Source organism: Akkermansia sp. 54_46, assembly GCF_001917295.1.
Lineage (GTDB): Bacteria > Verrucomicrobiota > Verrucomicrobiia > Verrucomicrobiales > Akkermansiaceae > Akkermansia > Akkermansia muciniphila.
This window is the reverse complement of record NZ_MNUD01000001.1, coordinates 259,457-275,981: the sequence shown is the minus strand read 5'-3', so window position 1 is coordinate 275,981 and position 16,525 is coordinate 259,457. Positions and strand designations below refer to the sequence as shown.

The 16,525-nt window shown below is 57.7% G+C and carries 14 protein-coding genes; 6 read left to right on the top strand and 8 right to left on the bottom strand.

The features are described from left to right. Positions 1–96 precede the first annotated feature (96 nt). Positions 97–822 carry a PEP-CTERM sorting domain-containing protein gene (locus BHW66_RS01090; protein ID WP_046435116.1) on the top strand — a complete coding sequence of 242 codons (726 nt, stop codon included), beginning with the start codon at positions 97–99 and terminating at the stop codon, positions 820–822. Next, on the top strand, positions 815–1,165 hold the full coding sequence (locus tag BHW66_RS01085; RefSeq protein WP_146018345.1) for a hypothetical protein: 351 nt from the start codon (positions 815–817) through the stop codon (positions 1,163–1,165). The genes BHW66_RS01090 and BHW66_RS01085 overlap by 8 nt, the downstream gene beginning before the upstream one ends. A gap of 74 nt (positions 1,166–1,239) precedes the next feature. Here BHW66_RS01085 and BHW66_RS01080 read toward each other — a convergent pair whose 3' ends face one another. The 7 genes from BHW66_RS01080 to BHW66_RS01050 all read right to left on the bottom strand — a co-directional run bounded on the left by BHW66_RS01080 (position 1,240) and on the right by BHW66_RS01050 (position 11,124). After that, positions 1,240–2,511: an adenylosuccinate synthase gene (locus BHW66_RS01080; RefSeq protein ID WP_046435120.1), complete on the bottom strand. Its 1,272-nt coding sequence runs from the start codon at positions 2,509–2,511 to the stop codon at positions 1,240–1,242. A gap of 211 nt (positions 2,512–2,722) precedes the next feature. Next, a complete protein-coding gene (locus BHW66_RS01075; protein ID WP_046435121.1) occupies positions 2,723–4,111 on the bottom strand; it encodes a nicotinate-nucleotide adenylyltransferase in 1,389 nt (462 codons plus the stop codon). 26 nt (positions 4,112–4,137) lie between these two features. Then, positions 4,138–5,688, bottom strand: a complete 1,551-nt coding sequence (locus BHW66_RS01070; protein ID WP_046435122.1) for a hypothetical protein — start codon at positions 5,686–5,688, stop codon at positions 4,138–4,140. 12 nt (positions 5,689–5,700) lie between these two features. Continuing rightward, on the bottom strand, positions 5,701–8,226 hold the full coding sequence (locus tag BHW66_RS01065) for a transglycosylase domain-containing protein (protein ID WP_128153562.1): 2,526 nt from the start codon (positions 8,224–8,226) through the stop codon (positions 5,701–5,703). A gap of 263 nt (positions 8,227–8,489) precedes the next feature. Then, positions 8,490–9,134 carry an aminoacyl-tRNA hydrolase gene (pth, locus tag BHW66_RS01060; RefSeq protein WP_237970164.1) on the bottom strand — a complete coding sequence of 215 codons (645 nt, stop codon included), beginning with the start codon at positions 9,132–9,134 and terminating at the stop codon, positions 8,490–8,492. A 44-nt stretch (positions 9,135–9,178) separates the two neighbouring features. Beyond that, positions 9,179–10,081, bottom strand: a complete 903-nt coding sequence (locus tag BHW66_RS01055) for a DUF58 domain-containing protein (RefSeq protein ID WP_046435124.1) — start codon at positions 10,079–10,081, stop codon at positions 9,179–9,181. 38 nt (positions 10,082–10,119) lie between these two features. Further along, complete coding sequence (locus BHW66_RS01050) at positions 10,120–11,124, bottom strand: AAA family ATPase (RefSeq protein WP_215833549.1); 1,005 nt, start codon at positions 11,122–11,124, stop codon at positions 10,120–10,122. A 103-nt stretch (positions 11,125–11,227) separates the two neighbouring features. Here BHW66_RS01050 and BHW66_RS01045 point away from each other — a divergent pair, with 103 nt between their 5' ends. Further along, complete coding sequence (locus BHW66_RS01045; RefSeq protein WP_046435126.1) at positions 11,228–12,085, top strand: carbon-nitrogen hydrolase; 858 nt, start codon at positions 11,228–11,230, stop codon at positions 12,083–12,085. A gap of 22 nt (positions 12,086–12,107) precedes the next feature. Beyond that, entirely contained in the window at positions 12,108–12,617 is a 510-nt protein-coding gene (locus BHW66_RS01040) for a hypothetical protein (RefSeq protein WP_022197668.1), read from the top strand. A 98-nt stretch (positions 12,618–12,715) separates the two neighbouring features. On the opposite strand, the gene BHW66_RS01035 is transcribed toward BHW66_RS01040, so the two are convergent. After that, on the bottom strand, positions 12,716–13,822 hold the full coding sequence (locus BHW66_RS01035; RefSeq protein WP_022197667.1) for a zinc-binding dehydrogenase: 1,107 nt from the start codon (positions 13,820–13,822) through the stop codon (positions 12,716–12,718). Positions 13,823–14,182: 360 nt separating this feature from the next. On the opposite strand from BHW66_RS01035, the gene serS reads away from it, so the two are divergent. Together serS and BHW66_RS01025 are read left to right on the top strand one after the other, a co-directional pair. After that, positions 14,183–15,463, top strand: coding sequence for a serine--tRNA ligase (serS, locus tag BHW66_RS01030; RefSeq protein WP_046435239.1), 1,281 nt, complete (start codon positions 14,183–14,185; stop codon positions 15,461–15,463). Positions 15,464–15,499: 36 nt separating this feature from the next. Further along, positions 15,500–16,279 carry a hypothetical protein gene (locus BHW66_RS01025; RefSeq protein ID WP_022197665.1) on the top strand — a complete coding sequence of 260 codons (780 nt, stop codon included), beginning with the start codon at positions 15,500–15,502 and terminating at the stop codon, positions 16,277–16,279. Positions 16,280–16,525 lie beyond the last annotated feature (246 nt).

Here is a 16,525-nt window from a genome sequence, read left to right as displayed (position 1 = left end):
TTTCAATATTTGTTATTGTTCCCGGATTCTAAATCCCCTATATGTACCGCACTGGGAGAGCGCGTCGCTCTTTTCTTTTCAACCTAGAACAGTCAAATGAAGAAAACATTATTTTTGCTTTCTTGTGTAGTAGCTTCTTCCCTCATGGTTCAGGGGGCAACCGTCCTTACTTTGGATTCCAGTGAATTGCAGGCAGCAGGCGGATCATATACCCTGACGGAGGGTATAAACTCCGGTTACGGCAATTTCTCCGTGACCATGGCCCTGGACGCTCAGGCTTTCCAAAACGCCATTCTGGCAGGTAACGTCAAGGCGAATATTTTTTCCGCCAATAATAATATGATCGGCCTGGGCCTCAACTACGTTTCTTCAGGAACTCCCACGGCGGGCATTTATGGTTCCTGGCAAGGAGAGAACTACAACCGCACGATTACTTCTGTCAACGGTTCTGAACTCAATTTGAATACGGGATTGAAGGAATTGTTCACCGAAAACAGCTATGAATCCGCCGCCATCACTTATCAGATTACCAGCACCGGAACCTGGACTTACCTGACCCTGGTTGATTCCGAAGGAACCGCCACCACTTATGGTGGTCAGGATTCAGGGTTGAAAGCGAGCGGGTTCGGAGCCCTGACTTCATTTACCTATGGCACGGATTACGTCAAATACCTTGTCGTGGATAATACCACGTTGCAGGCTAATGCTTCCCAGGAAGCCAATCTTAATGCCATTGAGGCGGCTGCCGTTCCCGAACCGGCCACGGCATCCCTCAGCCTGATTGGTCTGGCTGCCCTCATGATGCGCCGCAGATGTGCCTGAGCCGGGGAGTCCAATTGCTGTTTTACAGGAGGCGGGAAAGATCCCGCCTCCTCTTTTATTATCATCAGGAGGGAAGTATCCGTATCCGTCAAATCATTCCGGGAACTCCCAGGCATGGGCTTTCCAACGGCAGCTTCACCAGTTCCGCTGGGCTGTTTTGGATGATATTTATTTGTTTTTTCCTGACCTGGAAGCGGCAAAATTGCCGTTTTCATGTGTTTTAGAGGAGGCATTTCCGCGCTTCATGCAAAGATGCAGGGTGGAAAATAAGTTTTTCCCATGCCGCTGCCGTGGAGAAACGGTGGCGGAGAAAGCGTTGAAACGTGTGTTCGGCCTTTATTAGCTGACAATAAAAAAGCAGTTCCGCCATGTATGCGGAACTGCTTTGAAGGAAATAATAACGAGAACTGCCGAGGTTTATTGCACGGCAATCGTCTGTTCGCGGTCGGGGCCTACGCCCACGGTTGTGACGGGGCAGCCGATGAGCTCGCTCATGCGTTTGACGAATTTCTTGGCCTGTTCCGGAATCTCTTCCCAGGAACGGCAGGAGGAAATGTCCTGCATCCAGCCGGGCACCGTTTCATACACGGGCTTGCAGCGTTCCCATTCATCCACTGTGGCGGGCGGATAAGCCAGGATTTCCCCGTCCAGATCGTAACCCGTGCAGATTTTAATTTCCGGGCACTTGTCGTAGCCGTCCAGGTTGGTCATGGCCATTTCATCAAAACCGTTGAACATGGCGGAGAAGCGCAGCAGCACGCCGTCAGACCAACCGCAACGGCGGGGGCGGCCCGTGGTGGCGCCGAATTCGCGGCCCATGCTGTGCAGATGGTTGGAGATGTCTTCATCCTCCGTGACGAAGGGGCCTGCGCCCACGCGGGTGGTGTAGGCCTTGCAGACGCCGATGATGCGGTCAATTTTGTGCGGAGGAACACCCGTGCCGGTGCAGGCGCCGGCGGAAGAGGTGTTGGAGGAGGTGACGAACGGATAGGTTCCGAAGTCCACATCCAGGTAAGCTCCCTGGGCCCCTTCAAAGAGGATGCTTTTTCCGGAGGCCACGGCTTCGTGCATAACCGGAATGGTGTTGGTGATGTGGGGGCGCAGCACATCCGCGGCGGCGCTTACTTCCGCCACCATTTTTTCTTCATCCATAGCGGGAAGGCCCATGCGTTCCATTTCCGCATTCGCCATCTTGATGCGGCGGCGCAGCACTTCGTCAAAAATCGCGGGATCCCTCATATCCGCCATGCGCACGCCGATGCGGCGTGCCTTGTCCGCGTAAGTGGGGCCGATGCCGCGCTTGGTGGTGCCGATGGCTTTTTTGCCGAGGGCGGATTCCTGGGCGGCGTCCATTTCCTTGTGGAAGGGAAGGACCACGTGGGCGCGGTCGGAGATGAGAAGGTTGTCTTTTGTAATGGTCACGCCCTGGCCGCGGAGTTCATTGATTTCCTCCACCAGGCCGATGGGGTCCAGCACCACACCATTACCGATGACGCAAAGCTTGTCCGGCCACAGGATGCCGGAGGGAACCAGGTGGAGAATATATTTCTTTCCATTGGCAATTACAGTATGGCCGGCGTTGTTGCCGCCCTGGCCGCGTGCCACCACGTCGGCGGATTCCGTCAGGAAATCGATCATTTTGCCCTTGCCTTCGTCGCCCCATTGGGAGCCGATAATAATGGTATTCATGATAAAAATGGAACTCGAAGACCTTAATGAGATTCCTGCCTTATGGCAAGACAATCTTACGGAATTGTTAAGTTTTCCTGACCAGTGGCGGGAAGCCCGGCAGGGCAGGCGGGAGGGGCCGTGCCGGATTATCCGGTTTCAGGAACGGAGAGACCGCGGCATTGGGAGGGCCGTGCCGCGGGGAGGAAGGGGCGGCCTGCTGAAAAGGAACTCAGCGGAAGTGGAGGGCGGAACGGTGCGCTTCCTCCGGAACCAGCGTTTTCCAGATGTCTTCATCCGCAGCGATCATGCGCTGGATGTCCCGCGGCGTGTGGCGCAGCAGGAATTCATTGAAAAAGGGCACGTCCACCACCAGGCCGTTCGCCAGGAAGTGCTGGTACAGGTGCACGTATTGTTCCGGCGCGCGGAAAGTGCGTGCCGTGACGAATTCCCCGGATTTGCGGTTGAGCCACGGGGAGACGTACAGGCGCGTTTTGTTCTGGAAGGTGCGTCCGAAGGATTCCAGAATGCCTCCGGGAATGTCCTCCGTCCATTTTTCCTTGAACAGCTCATTCAGCAGGCCGATGGAGAGGGCGATGGCAATGGGTTCTCTCGTGTAGCGCGCCAGCAGCCCGGACAGGTTGTCGAAACGGGCCATTTTGGTAATCAGAACGTTTTTGCCGAGAGCCTTGAGGCTGTCCGCCCTGTCCAGGAATTCCAGATGGTCCACATCATCGCCGCGGAGCAGGTTATTCATGGATATTTCACAAATTTCCATGCAGCGGTCCGCCTGCGTCTCATTGATGTGGGAGAGGAAGGTTTTTTTCACCTGGGCCATGACTTCCAGATGCAGATTGCAGACGGGGTTGAAACTGCCCCTCATCAACACGATGGGGCGCTTGTACAGCACATCCGCCGCCTGGGCCACCTGGCCGTTCGCCAGGAACAGGGTGGCCGGCGTCAGGCCGGACTGGACGAGCTGGAGCGCGAAAAGACGGTTGTCCACCATGGAAAAACCGTGGCCTTCAAAACGGACGACATCTATTTCCACCAGCCGGGGATCCAGATTGTCCACCAGGGATTCAATGAATTCCTCCAGACGGTCCCTTTTGAAAAAGACGGCGTGCAGGATGTTGACGCCCAGGATGCCCAGGTCCTTCATCTGGCGGTCGTGGTCCGGGTCGTTCAGGCGAACGTGAATAATCAGGTCGGACGGTTTTGCCTCCGGTTTCAGCTGGAAGCGCACCCCTATCCAGCCATGCCAGGGGCCGTTGTCCCGGTAGCCTTTGACTTTTACCGTATTGCAGAAGGCAAAGAAGCGGGTGTCTTTGCCACGCTGGGGGCCCAGGCGGTTGACGAGCTGGGTAAATTCGTAGTCCAGCATGCCTTTCAGTCGTTCTTCAGAAACGTAGCGCTTGACCGGCCCGTACAGGGTGTCGCTGACGGTCATGTCATAAGCGGAAATGGTTTTGGCCACTGTTCCGGCGGCTCCGGATGCCCGGAAAAACCAGTTGGCCGTTTCCTGTCCGGCTCCGATTTCCGCAAAGGTGCCGTAAATGGTGGAAGCCAGGTTGAGTTGGAGGGCTTTGTCCTGTGTTTGCGCTAGTGCTTTGGAACTCATGGAAAGCGGGAACCGATTTTTGATTTTCAATTATTGGTGGGAAGAAGCCTGCGGGTGGCGTCGCTCATCCAGCCGGAGTGCAGAAGCTGGTCAATAATAACGGCCCGGTTTCCGGGCAGGTCTTCCGGATAGCGGATGAGCACGCAGGTGCGCACGGGGCCGTTGTAAAGCAGCCTGGTCAGTTCCAGGGCAAGCGGGGAATACCTGTCCACGTACGCATTCAGGCGTTCCCCGTTGGGGAACTCAAGGGTGAAGTTGAGATATGACGTGTTGCGGTAGCTTTCCGCGGAGGATTCCTCCAGGAAAGGGGGCTGATAAATGCCGGACATGCTTAGGATGATTCTGACGGGAACGGGGGTGGAGGGCTTTTTGGCTTCCAGCTCCGCCGGAAGCATGGGGGAATAGCCCTCCCAGGCTTCCCAGTCCAGCTTCCATTTTCCTGAATTCCGGTCATACAGGAAAACCGCAGGGCGGATAGTGTTGTCGTCCATCAGCACGGAGATCTGAAGCAGGTCCCCGTTTTTGGAGCTTCTGCCCGCTTCCTGGGGCAGGTAGTCCTTGTATTGGCCGTAGGAGGCCCAATAGGCCATTTTGGGGGCTACGGCTGCGGGATTCATTACGTAGTTGAGCCTCTCTTCATCCGATTCCGCCATGCAGTAGAGGGCCAGTTCATTCATGGCCGCCGTAATATGGGGGGAAATGGATTCCGCCTTCCGGTCTTCCTCCCTGCGGCTGTGGGCTATGAGGTATTGCCGCTCCCTCTGCTGCAATTGCTCCAGCAGGTCTTTATTCACTTCCTGTGAAAAGAGCGCTTCATGATCCACGAACCGGTCTGAGATATTCAGAAGTTTGGAGTTTTCCGCTTCCATATCCCTCCCGCGCAGGAACATGAACACGCCCAGAAGGGAAAGAACCAGTCCCGCGACAAAAAGCCATATATGCCAGGTGGGCCGGCGTTCACTGCGCATGGTATCCGCGGCGGCAGCGCGGTATTCCGGCTCTTCCGGGGCCAGGGCGGCGCAGCGTGGCGCGGCAATGGCCGGAGCGGCGTTTCCCTCTTTCCTTTTACGGATTTTTGTCGTGGATTTATTGGGGCCCGGAGTGGTGGGCCCGTGAACGGAAATGGTCCGTTTGTCCGTCTTTTTCTTTGGTGCGAGCGGTGTATGCGGAGCGGAGTACGCGGAAGTGTGCGGAACACCGGCGGCAAATGGCGGAATAGCCGTGTGTTTCGGATTTCCGGGCGCTTTCTCTGCAGCTTCAGGCGTCCGGCCCGGGAATGTTGAAAGCGCTTCTTCCCGTTTGACGGCCGTGACAGCGGAGTGGCAGACGGGGCATTCCACACGGCTGCCTACGCAGGCGGCCCTGACGGCAAAGGAATTGCCGCAAATATGGCAGAGGCAGGGGACGGCGTCCTGTTCTTCCGTTTCCGGCCTGGGCTTTTCTTCCTGCCTGGCTGTGACTGAAGCGGTGCAGATGGGGCATTTTACCTGGCGTCCCAGAAAAGACGCCTTCACGGCGAAGAGGTTGCCGCATGACGGGCATGTGCAGGCTACCGTGTCCTGGGATGGGGAAGGCATGAGGGGAAAAAGTTACAGGTGGATGAATTCCGGCACGGGAATGGTGATGGGCCTGGGCGCCGGCAGCGTAATGCTTGTATCCGTATGGTCTGAAGAAACGGGATCTGCGGAAATGGCTTGCGCTTCCGGCACGTTTTCGCCAGCCCCCAGCAGTTCAAAGTTGCGGTTGGCCGGGACCTGGTTCAGCTCCGTATGGTAGGGATCGTCCCCCTGGAGGATGGGCCTGGTGGGCAGGATGGGCGGCAGGGGAAGAATGCGGTTCTGGGCCGTGAAGGTGGAGACGGGTGCGGAGACGTCCTCCCCGTGGAGGTCGCAGAAAGGCAGGCTGGAATCCCCCTTGCGGAGGTATTCGAATATGGTGTGTCGGCGGTATTTTTTATCCGACGGGTCAATGTCATAACAGCTGTGCGTGGCCCTCTTCCCGGTGGTCAGGCAGATTTCCACCCGTTCTACGCTGGGGGGAGGGGCCAGTTCTCCGGCAGGGAACTGCCGTTCCGCTTCCGTGATGGCGGCGCCCAGCACGGAAGCGCAGGTGTCTGACGAGAAGGCTCCGTGATAAATGGGCTTTTTGCCTTCCAGGAACCCTACCCAGATGCCGCAGGTAATGCGGCTGTCATACCCAAACAGCCAGTTGTCCGCGAAGTCGTACGTGGTGCCTGTTTTCACGCCGCCCTTGAAGTTTTTCGGCAGATACGGGGCAACGCGCTGGGCTGAACCGTTTTTCAGGGAGGAATTCAGGATGTTGTGAAGCTGGAAAGCCGTGGCTGTGGATGTGGCCCCCTTCCGTATCTGGGCATTGTTCCGGGTTTCAATCGCCTGGGTGGATTCCCAGATCAGCTGGCCGTCTTCATCTTCTATCCTGTCCAGATAGTAAATATCCTGAGGGCGGGAACCCCCGTTCGGGATGGCAGTGTAGGCCAGCGTCATTTCCTTCAGGGAGGCAGGCTCCGTGCCCACGAAAATTTTGGGGCGGTAAACGGGATTTACTTCCGTGCTGCCCGCTTCCCTCACGGGCTTGCGGATGCCGAAATCCGTCAGCTTCTTGACGAACGGGGCCGTGCCCATCTCCATCCCCATGCGCAGGGATGCGGCGATTTTGGAGGCGGACAGGCCGCGGTGGGCGGTAATCATGCCTTCATAACGGTTTTTGGAGTTTTCCGCCCCCCATTCCCCCAGGATTCCTTCCGAACCGCCGATGCCCGTCAGGCGGTTGTCGATGGCATCGTCCAGAATGCGGGTGACAGGGCTTTTTCCCGTGTCAAAGGCTGTAGCGTACAGGAAAGGGAGGATGGAGGTGCCGGTGGGGCGGGCTCCGTCCCTGATGGCGTCATACTGGCGCTTGGTGTAATCCCTGCCTCCGTGGTAGGCCAGGACGGCGCCTGATTTGTTGTCCACCACCAGCAGCGCTCCTTCCAGATAGCGCGGCTTGTTCGCGGAACCGCTGTGGTAGTCTGCGGCCTTCTGATGACGGTAACCGGGTTGTTTTTCAATGTTTTCCAGAGCCTGTTCCAGGGCTTTTCCGGTAACTTCCTGGAGCTGCCTGTCAATGGTGGTGTAAATTTTAAGCCCGGCGGCATTGACGCGCTCCTCCCCCAGGTATGCGGTGATTTCTGAGGAAATGCGGTCGTAAATGTGGGAGACGCCGCGTTTCAGCGGCTTGGGATTCAGCCCCAGCTCCATGGCGGAGAGGCGTTCCGCTTCATCCGGCGTAATGTATTTCTCCTTGGCCATGCGGTTGAGAACGTGGTTGCGCCATTTCAGATTGCTAGCCGGATTATTCAGAGGGGAAAGTCCGTTCGGGTTTTTGATCAGGGCGGCGATGGAGGCGGCCTCCCGGGTGGTCAGATCCGCCGGCTCTTTGCCGAAGTAGCCCAGGGAAGCGGCCCGGATGCCGTAAAACCCACTGCCGAAGTAAACGCGGTTCAGGTAAAATTCCAGAACCTGGTCCTTGCTGTACCGTTCCGTAATGCGGCGCGCCAGCGCTATTTCCACGAATTTGCGGCCAAAGCTGCCCTCATTCCTGGCTTTGGCACGGTTTTTCAGGTCATACGCATTTCTGGCAAGCTGCTGGGTGATGGAGGAGGCGCCCTGGTTGGCGTCCCCGCTGTTGTGGATATACTCCCGGCCTGCCCGCAGAATCCCCAGGAAGTCATAGCCCGGATGTTCCCGGAAGCGGGAATCTTCCTGGGCAATCAGCGCATTAATCATGGCGGGGGAGATTTTGTCCAGCGTGACGTAGCTGCGGTTCTCCACATAAATACGGCCTATTTCCTCCCCGTTCCGGTCATAAATAATGCTGGGTTTTTCCAGGTCATTGATGCGTTCCAGATCAAATTCCGCCGCCCAGTTGTCATAACGTTTCCAGGCCATCATGAATCCGAAGTATCCCACGGCCGCGCCGATAGCCGCCATCACCAGGCACCACAGGACAAGCTTTCGGATAAAGCTCCAGAATCGTTTCCTGGGCTTTGCCTTGGGATGCCGCCTTTTGTTGGCCTGCATGTGCCTGCGGGGAGCTTGTGAACTTAATTCAGCCATGAAGATGAAGCAGGATTGGTCCTGAGGAGAGGGGAAAAGGTGCAAAAATCCTAACGGATTCCCGTTTGTTTAGCAATACCGTACATGGCGGGCGGGCGAAAAAAGAAGGCATGCGCGCCCCCTGAGTATTCCTGGACGCCGCCGGGCGCCTGAGGCAGCCGTATCATCCTGCAGCCCGGACTGCTCCGTCTTCAGGAAAAAACGCTCTCCGGCCCGTCCAGGGATGCGTCATGGCGCAAATGGGGCGGCCTTTCATGCGGCTGTCAGCCTGGAACAGCGTTGAAAATATTGCCTGCCCTGGTAATGCCGTGTTCCATGGTGTACAGCACGGCGTCCTCCGCCTTGCCAAGCGTCACGTCCAGAAGCTCGCGTTCCTCCGGGCGGAATTTGCCCAGCACGTGCCCTATCATTTCCCCTTTGCCACGGGGCTGGCCGATGCCGAAACGGAGGCGCGGGAATTCCTGGGTGCCCATGTGGGCGATGAGGGATTTAATGCCGTTGTGGCCGCCTGCGGAGCCTTTTTCCCGCAGCTTGATCACGCCCAGGGGGAAATCCACTTCATCATGAATGACGAACACGCTGCGGGGATCCAGTTTGAAAAACCGCATCATGGGGCCCACGCACAGACCGGATTCATTCATGAACGTGGAGGGTTTCACCAGCAGGACGCCGGGGCCGGCGGCCACCTCGCACTTGCGCTGCCTGTCCGCCTTGAATACGGCCCCCCACCGGGCGGCCAGGCGGTCAAGCACCATGAACCCCGCGTTATGGCGGGTGTCTTCATAGGTTCTGCCCGGGTTGCCCAGGCCCACGATCATTTTAACGGGTGCATCCACAATGGAAAAAGGGAAAGAGATGAAAAACAGACGCTTCCTGCAATCCGGGGAGCGTCTGGGTGCATCCTGCATCCGTTCCGCGGAGCAATCAACCGTTCCGTGAGACAGCCGGGCATTTATCCGGCCGCCTTCTTTTTCTGACGTCCCATCAGGAAGCCGGTCAGCACGTCTTCCAGGGAATCTCCGGTTCCGACCAGGCGGTAGTCCGCATTGATATCCGTGCAGATCCGGCGCGTTTCTTCCAGATAGCTGGCCACGATAGCCCGGTACTCGTCCGCGATAAGGTCCGGCTCCGTAATCAGGGAGCCGCCGCCTTCCATGTCCACGAAGCGGATGGGGCGGTCAAAGTCAAAATCTATTTCCAGCTGGTCCACCAGATGGAATACGGCTACGTCATGCTTGCGGAAATGGAGGTGGCGGAGGGCGTTTTTAAGCTCCGCCGTATCTGTGAACAGGTCTGAGAAAATCAACACCAGGGCGCGGCGGCCGACGCGTTCCGCCAGTTCATGCAGGGTATCGGGAAGGACGGTCTCCCCCTGCGGAGAATGCGTGTCCATCTGGCTGATGAGCACGTTCAGGTGGGCGGGGCGGCGGGAGGCGGGGATGTGCAGCGCGGCGCCGTCCTTCGTCTGCCGGGCAAAACTCAGTCCCACCGCGTCTCCCTGCCGGATGGCAATGTAAGCCAGGTTGGCCGCCAGCCTGCACGCGCGCATATACTTGGTCTCCACCTGCTCCGGATGATAATTCATGGAGCCGGAAAGATCCATGACGATGTAGGCGCGCAGGTTGGTATCCGCTTCAAACTCCTTGATGTAATACCTGTCCGACCGTGCATACGCTTTCCAGTCCAGACGGCGCGTATCGTCTCCGGCCACGTATTTGCGGTATTCCGCAAACTCCACGGAGGAGCCGCGGCTGGCGCTTCTGTGGCGGCCGGATACGTTCCCCGTCATGCTGTGGCGCGCTTCCAGGGGAAGGTTCCCCAGGCGGCTGAGCAGGTTGTGATTCAGGTATTTCATGGGGCAGGGAAAGGGGATTGATGATGCCGGGACGGCGGTCAGATTTCCGCCGTCAGGCGCGCCACGGCCTTACGGGGCGTGATGCCCTGGGATTCCGCGGCGAAGTTGGTGACCACGCGGTGCATCAGCACAGGTTCCACAATGGCGTCTATGTCTTCCCTGCGGACGATGTAGCTGCCCTGGAGAGCGGCGCGGGTCTTGGCCCCAAGAATCAGGAACTGGACGGCGCGGGGGCCTGCGCCCCAGGCTACATACTGCTTTACCCATTCCGGGGAAGTTTCCAGGGTGGGGCGGGTGGCGCGCACCAGTTTCACGGCATACTCGTAAATATGTTCCGGAACGGGAACGCGGCGCACCAGATCCTGGTAAAAGATGATTTCCTCCCCGGAGAGGATGTGCTTGAGTTCCTCGCTCCGGGTTCCGGTGGTTTCCCGGGCGATGCGCATTTCCTCCTCCTCCGTGGGGTAGTCCACTTCAATCAGGAACATGAAGCGGTCCAGCTGGGCTTCCGGCAGGGGGTAGGTGCCTTCCTGTTCAATGGGGTTTTGGGTGGCAAGCACGAAAAAGGGGAGGAGCAGGGTGAAGGTGCGGCCCATGACGGTGACGCGGCGCTCCTGCATGGCCTCCAGCAGGGCGGACTGGGTTTTGGCGGGGGCGCGGTTGATTTCGTCCGCCAGCACGATGTTGGCGAACACGGGCCCCTTGATGAACTCGAACTGGCGCTTGCCGCCGGCGGAATCATCCTGGATGATGTCCGTGCCGGTAATGTCCGCGGGCATCAGGTCCGGCGTGAACTGGATGCGGTTGAAACTAAGGTCCAGCGTTTTTGCCACGGAACTGACCAGCAGCGTCTTCGCCAGGCCCGGAACTCCCATCAGGAGGGCATGCCCGCGGGAAAACAGGGCGATGCTCAGCAGCTCCACGACGCGCTGCTGGCCAATGATCATTTTGCTCAATTCCGAGGAAAGCTCCTTGTAAATGGCGCCGAGCCGGTCAATGGCGGCTACGTCGTCGTCGGGCAGAGTGGGGGTGACGGGTTCCATATTGCAATTTCATAGCACTTTCCGGGCCGTTTTCCACCAAATAATCGCGCCACGTTCATTTTCCCTGCTTGGAATGGGAAGGGAAACGGGGTAAGGAAGGGGCATGCCGAAAATTGCACTCATTCAACTGTCCGTAGATGCCCGGCCTTCCGTGAACAAGGAAAAGACGGAATCCGCCATCCGTGAAGCCGCCGCCAACGGCGCGCAGATTGTCTGCACCCAGGAACTTTTTACCACGGAATACTTTTGCAGGACGGAGGAATGCGATTTATTCGACCTGGCGGAACCTGTTCCCGGGGAATTGACGGAAGCCCACAGGAAACTGGCGGCGGAACTGGGCGTGGTGATTGTTGCCTCCGGCTTTGAAAAGCGCGCCACCGGGCTTTACCACAATACCGCCTGGGTGGTGGATGCGGACGGTTCGTTCCTGGGCATGTACCGCAAGATGCATATTCCGCAGGATCCCGGGTTTGAAGAAAAATTCTACTTCACCCCCGGCGACCTGGGCTATAAGGCGTTCGACACCAAATTCGGCCGCATCGGCGTGCTCATCTGCTGGGACCAGTGGTACCCGGAAGCCGCGCGCCTGACGGCCATGCAGGGGGCGGAAATCATTTTTTACCCCACGGCCATCGGCTGGCTGCCGGAGGAAAAGCCCCTGCTGGGGGAACAGCAGCACTGCGCGTGGGAAACCGTACAGCGCGGCCATGCCGTAGCCAACGGCTGCTATGTCTGCGCCGTCAACCGGGTGGGGACGGAAGGGGAAAGCGAATTCTGGGGGCAGTCCTTTGTGGCGGACTACTATGGCCAGATTGTGGCGAAGGCTCCCGTCAGCGATGAAGCCATCCTGTACGCGGACCTTGACCTGGACGCATTGGAAGACCACCGCCGCATCTGGCCCTTTTTCCGTGACCGCCGCATTGACTCCTACGGCGGCATTACGGAACGCTGGGGCAGGTGAACCTTCCCCCTTTGCCCGGTTTATGTATTCCGAGGAACCATTGGAGCGGCAGTGGGCGCAGGTCCGGGAAGTTCTCCTTGACATGGAAGAACAGTGTGATGATTTGGTCATCGACTGCCTTCAGGGCATGGTTGGGGAGCTGGGATGCCAGGTAACCGTGCGGAGGCGTGAGCATATTCTGACCCTGTTGAGGGAACTCAATCATCTGTATGATTGCGGAATTCCTGCCAGGGAAATGATTTGCGAAGAGGACGAAGAATACTGTTTTTCCTGGATTTATGAGTTTGATTTCTACCTTGGAGATGCTGATTATCTGCTGCATTTCGTCGTTGACGCCGCCCTGAATTCCAATGGCATCGTCAATAAATATCTGACGTTGGAAAGGCAGGTGTACCGGAAAGGTTTGTGCCTTAAAGCGAGCGAACCCATGGTTCTTGACCCTGATGCACTGGAGCGGTTGAAGGAAAAAATCGTTTCCGCTATGGCCTGTCCTCCCAATACGGGCCGTTTTCTGGATTGGGATGATGATTAATCTTTGGGAGGCTGAGTGTTTTTTACGGGGAAAGATGGCGTAAAAAAGCCGCCGTTTTTGAAAAACGGCGGCATGGGAAGAAATGAAGAGTTTTCCGGCTAGCCGCAGATGACGGCAATCTTGATGCCTTTCATCTGGACGTTGGTTTCCAGGGCTTCCGCGATTTCATCCAGCTTGAAGCGGTGGGAGATCAGCTTGGTCAGCGGCAGGCCGATGCCGTAGGCTCGCTTCAGAAAGTCGAATGTAGTTGGGTAGTCCTGCGGGGAGTACACCCAGGAGCCTACAGCGGTCACCTCCTTGTTGCAGAGGTCGTAATGGTGGTTGATAACGCTTTCCCCTCCATCCATGAAAAAGCCCACTTCGCACAGGCCGCCGCCGCGCTTCACGAACTTCCAGGCGTTGGCCCCGGCCTTGCCTACGCCCGTGCACTGAAAGACGAAGTCCGCCAGGCGGCCGCCGTTGTCCTTTTTCACGGCATCCAGCAGTTCGTTCAGATCCGCGTACCGGGTGAAATTATACGTGCGGGAGGCTCCCATTTCCCTGGCCAGTTCCAGGCGGGAGTCATTGCCGTCCACAGCGATGATGGTTTCAATGCCCAGCGTGCGCAGCGTGGCGATTTGAAGAAGGCCGATGGGGCCGCAGCCCTGCACGAGCACCACGGAATTGAACTTGAGGAGCCCGGTGGACTTGGCGCGTTCCAGGGAATGGACCACCACTGCGGCGGGTTCCACCAGAATGCGCTGGTCCAGCGTCATGCCGGAAACATTGAAAAATGTGGAGCCCTTGCGGATGACGAGGTACTCCCCGAAGTAGCCGTTCAGATGCACGTCGTCGTCAGGCATCAGGCCATACACGCCCACATTTTCGCACAGGTTGGTGCGGGCCGGAGTATTCAGGCAGGCGTCACAGGTGCCGCAGGGAATGATGCAGGTGACGATCTTGTCCCCCAGCGCTACGGGATTTCCGGCGGTGTCTTTAGTGATATTCCTGCCCATGGCGACGATTTCCCCGGTGCCTTCATGGCCCAGAACCACGGGGCAGAGGCCGAAGGGGTCCCGGTTGTATTCGTGGCCGTCCGTTCCGCAAACGCCGCAGGCTTCCACCTTGATCAGCATTTCATCGTCTCCGATGGCGGGAATGGGATATTCACGGATTTCAAATGTCTTTGGTGCTGTCAGGACAGCGGCGCGTGCGGTTTGTTGCATGATGTCCTTACACTATCCTTAGCCGCCCGGATTCTTCAAGAACAAATAGTGATGAAAGGAACTCCGCCTGTTGAAAACGGGAGGAATTTCCTTCCCGGTCCTTCCTGCAATACACCCTGGCGCCGGATGTCCATGATTCCCGGAAACATGGAGAGTCCGGTCCTCCTGCTGTACGGTTTTCCTGAGAAGGAAAAAAATCATTGTCTGACACGGGAAAAACGGTAGTTTCCGGAAAGGGGCGGCATTCGGGAAAGCATGCCTCTGCGCGCAGCGTTTTTCCGTGAAAGGGTAACGTTTTTCCATGGAAGGCCGTTCATTTGGCTTGCGTGGCGGGGGGATGGAGTGCAAGCTGTGCGCGTTATGCTCGACATCCGTGTAATACGAGAAAATCCGGAAGAAGTGAAAGCGCGGTTAAAGCCCCGCAGCGGCGACGCGTGGAAGCTTGTTGATGACGTTCTGGCCTGCGATGAGGCGCGCCGCAATGCCGAAACGGAAAAGCAGGCCTTGCAGTCCGAGCGCAATGCCACCTCCAAGCAGATCGGCATGCTCAAAAAGAAGGGGGAAGACACGTCCTCTATTGAAGCGCGCGTGCGCGAAATCGGGGACCGCATCCGGGAACTGGACCGTGTCGCGGAGGAAAATGCAGCCCAGCTCACCTCCCTGCTGATGAACATTCCCAATCTGCCGCACCTGGAATGTCCCGTGGGCGCGGATGAAACGGCCAACCCGGAAATCAAGCTGTGGGGAGAAAAGCCCGCCATTGAAAACCCGAAGGACCATGTGGAACTGGCCGCGAATCTGGGCATGATTTCCTTTGAAGACGGAGCGCGGATTACGGGCTCCGGTTTTGTGGTGTACCGTGGGGCGGGCGCCCGTCTGGAACGCGCCCTGATCAACTTCCTGCTGAATACGCAGACCGTGGAAAACGGTTATCAGGAAGTGGGCGTTCCGTTTGTGGTGAAGAGGGAGTGCATGGAAGGCACCGGCCAGCTTCCTAAATTTGAGGAAGACATGTACGGCACGGAAGACCAGCAGATGTTCCTGATCCCCACGGCGGAAGTTCCGGTCACCAACCTGTACCGGGATACCATTTTACAGGAAAGCGACCTGCCCATCAAGATGGCCGCGTACACGCCCTGCTTCCGCCGGGAAGCCGGAAGCGCCGGCCGCATCAACCGCGGCATGATCCGCGTCCACCAGTTTGACAAGGTGGAACTGGTGCAGATTTTAAAGCCGGAAGACTCTTTCCGGGAGCTGGAAGTTCTCCGCGGCCATGCGGAATCCATCCTTCAAAAACTGGGGCTGCATTACCGCGTGATTGAACTTTGCACGGGCGACCTCGGCTTTTCCTCCGCCAAGACGTATGATATTGAAGTATGGGCTCCGGGACAGGGGCAGTATCTGGAAGTTTCCTCCTGTTCCTGTTTTACGGACTACCAGGCGCGCCGCATGCGCCTGCGTTACAAGGATGCCGACGGCAGGAACCAGTTCTGCCACACCCTGAACGGTTCCGGCACGGCTCTGCCGCGGCTGTATGTGGCCCTTCTGGAAACTTACCAGCAGCCGGACGGCTCCATCCGGATTCCGGAGGCGCTTGTGCCGTATTTCGGCGCGGACTGCATCCGCCCGGAACAGGCCTGAACCGACGTTTCTCCCGTCCCAACCCTGAATCAGCCCATGCCTGACGAGGGCCCTCTGGAACATTACCTGACTGTTTCCCATGAGCCGGAACCGGACATTTCGGAACCGGCTCCGGAACGCAGTCCTGGACCGTGGCGGGAAAGGGGCATCATGCTGGGCCTGGGCTTTCTGCTGGGGTGCATCGGGGCTTATGCGCTGGTTTACTCGGAAATGTCCGGCGGCATGCGGTCGCTGAAGCAGTCGCTTTCAGAAGAACGCGACTTGAACGCGTCCCTGCAGAAAGAACGTGCCCATCTGCGGGAAACGTTGGAACAGGCACGCATGGACGCTCTGCTGGAGGAACGCTCCCCCCTTTCCGTGACGGTCGGCGGTATTCCCAAGACAAGCCGCAGGCCCGTTCCCCAGCCTCCGCCGCTTACGTCATTATCCTCCGGAGGGCTGGCATCCCCGTCTTCCGCGCCGGTTCCCGGTTCTTTGGATGACCGTCTGGTCAATCCGGGGCCGGAGGACTGGAAGGAGCGTTACCAGTACGCCGCTTTGAAATATAACCAGGTGGTGGAGGATTACAACAGGCTGAAGAAACTTTACATGAACCTGGTGGGTCGGAGCGGTGCAGCCGGCGGGCTGGTGACGGGGGCCCAGTTTTACAAAGCTCTGCGGAAAGATACCCGTGCGGAGGCGCGCAAGCTGGATGAACGCTATATGAAGGGAGGGATGCGGGGCAGCGAGCTTCGGGAACTGGAACGCAGCCGGGACGAGATGAGGCACCGGGACTGGTGGTTGAAAAAAATGGCACGCCAGTTCCAGATTGATTAGATACGTGGGTGTTGCCGGCGTGAAGTATTGTTTTTGTGAAGCGCCCCTTGCTGAAATTCCCGTTGCATGGAATCTTTTTGCAGAGAGCCGCATGGTCACAAAAAGAAATCCCTTTCCCAAAGAGCCGGGATAAAAAAACAAAATCCGAATACGCAGATACCGGTATCTTTTTTTGCGGGATGCTCCTTGGATATTGAAAATCAGGGAACAAAGTAGACCATGCCCGCTTATTTCAGTGTTCGGTTC

Excerpts from the sequence above, each read along its gene's own strand:
- BHW66_RS01065 (WP_128153562.1), bottom strand. The coding sequence starts at position 8,226 with ATGGCTGAATTAAGTTCACAAGCTCCCCGCAGGCACATGCAGGCCAAC.
- BHW66_RS01080 (WP_046435120.1), bottom strand. The coding sequence starts at position 2,511 with ATGAATACCATTATTATCGGCTCCCAATGGGGCGACGAAGGCAAGGGC.
- BHW66_RS01055 (WP_046435124.1), bottom strand. The coding sequence starts at position 10,081 with ATGAAATACCTGAATCACAACCTGCTCAGCCGCCTGGGGAACCTTCCC.
- serS (WP_046435239.1), top strand. The coding sequence starts at position 14,183 with ATGCTCGACATCCGTGTAATACGAGAAAATCCGGAAGAAGTGAAAGCG.
- BHW66_RS01040 (WP_022197668.1), top strand. The coding sequence starts at position 12,108 with ATGTATTCCGAGGAACCATTGGAGCGGCAGTGGGCGCAGGTCCGGGAA.
- pth (WP_237970164.1), bottom strand. The coding sequence starts at position 9,134 with ATGCAGGATGCACCCAGACGCTCCCCGGATTGCAGGAAGCGTCTGTTT.
- BHW66_RS01090 (WP_046435116.1), top strand. The coding sequence starts at position 97 with ATGAAGAAAACATTATTTTTGCTTTCTTGTGTAGTAGCTTCTTCCCTC.
- BHW66_RS01070 (WP_046435122.1), bottom strand. The coding sequence starts at position 5,688 with ATGCCTTCCCCATCCCAGGACACGGTAGCCTGCACATGCCCGTCATGC.
- BHW66_RS01075 (WP_046435121.1), bottom strand. The coding sequence starts at position 4,111 with ATGAGTTCCAAAGCACTAGCGCAAACACAGGACAAAGCCCTCCAACTC.
- BHW66_RS01025 (WP_022197665.1), top strand. The coding sequence starts at position 15,500 with ATGCCTGACGAGGGCCCTCTGGAACATTACCTGACTGTTTCCCATGAG.
- BHW66_RS01035 (WP_022197667.1), bottom strand. The coding sequence starts at position 13,822 with ATGCAACAAACCGCACGCGCCGCTGTCCTGACAGCACCAAAGACATTT.
- BHW66_RS01050 (WP_215833549.1), bottom strand. The coding sequence starts at position 11,124 with ATGGAACCCGTCACCCCCACTCTGCCCGACGACGACGTAGCCGCCATT.
- BHW66_RS01045 (WP_046435126.1), top strand. The coding sequence starts at position 11,228 with ATGCCGAAAATTGCACTCATTCAACTGTCCGTAGATGCCCGGCCTTCC.